Source organism: Metabacillus rhizolycopersici (assembly GCF_020075705.1).
Window position 1 is genome coordinate 1 of sequence record NZ_JAIQUM010000251.1, and the last position, 658, is coordinate 658.

General features: G+C 45.1%; 2 protein-coding genes. Both read right to left on the minus strand.

Translation table 11 applies throughout. From position 1 onward, the window contains the following. Positions 1-39: 39 nt before the first annotated feature. On the minus strand, positions 40-165 hold the full coding sequence (locus tag K9V48_RS30245; RefSeq protein WP_368858321.1) for a DUF1330 domain-containing protein: 126 nt from the start codon (positions 163-165) through the stop codon (positions 40-42). Continuing rightward, positions 143-658, minus strand: a 516-nt coding sequence (locus tag K9V48_RS30250) for a mechanosensitive ion channel domain-containing protein (protein ID WP_224142348.1), incomplete at its 5' end; no start/stop codon positions are given. The genes K9V48_RS30250 and K9V48_RS30245, both read right to left, overlap by 23 nt.

Genomic DNA, 658 nt, shown 5'->3' on the forward strand with positions numbered 1-658 from the left:
CATTAGCTACTCGCTTTTTTGAAAAAATGGATTTATAAACTATAAACCATCTGCAGCAATTGCTTTTCCAACGGTATTTGCCCTTCTTATTTTCTTTAAAGGTTCGTATATTTCCGAGTTGAAAAAGACTTCGATGTTCTGTTTACATGGAAACTTGAGGATCACAAGCTTTGTTGGCTTCCAATCCCTCGCTCTCTGCCATCATCAAGTCGTTCTTGTAGGCAGCCATCGCCAGTTCATATCTCACTTTTTTGCCTGCTTCCACGAAATCCGCTTCCTTCACAAGACCTGATAATGAATACCGGTGACCCCTGAAATCCACGTTCAGTTCGGTGATTTGGTTGAATTCGAAACTCTCCACGGGAACGCCGTTCTCATCCTTCAACAGGTATTCACCGTATTTCTCGTTGCATGTTTTTGCCACTTCCTCTATCACCTCGAAGGCATCGTCCGGATTTTGCCTATAGTTGAGGACAAGGCTTTCGTTCACTCGGCGCATTCCCCGATTCCCGTTCTGAAGTTCCATGATGCTGCTATAGGAGACCGTATAGAGGTATCCGTCATATTGGCGGATCTTCAGGTGGCGCATGCTGATTTCCTCGATTTTCCCCTGACGGTTACCATTGATGATGACATAATCCCCGTGATGGATCTGGCG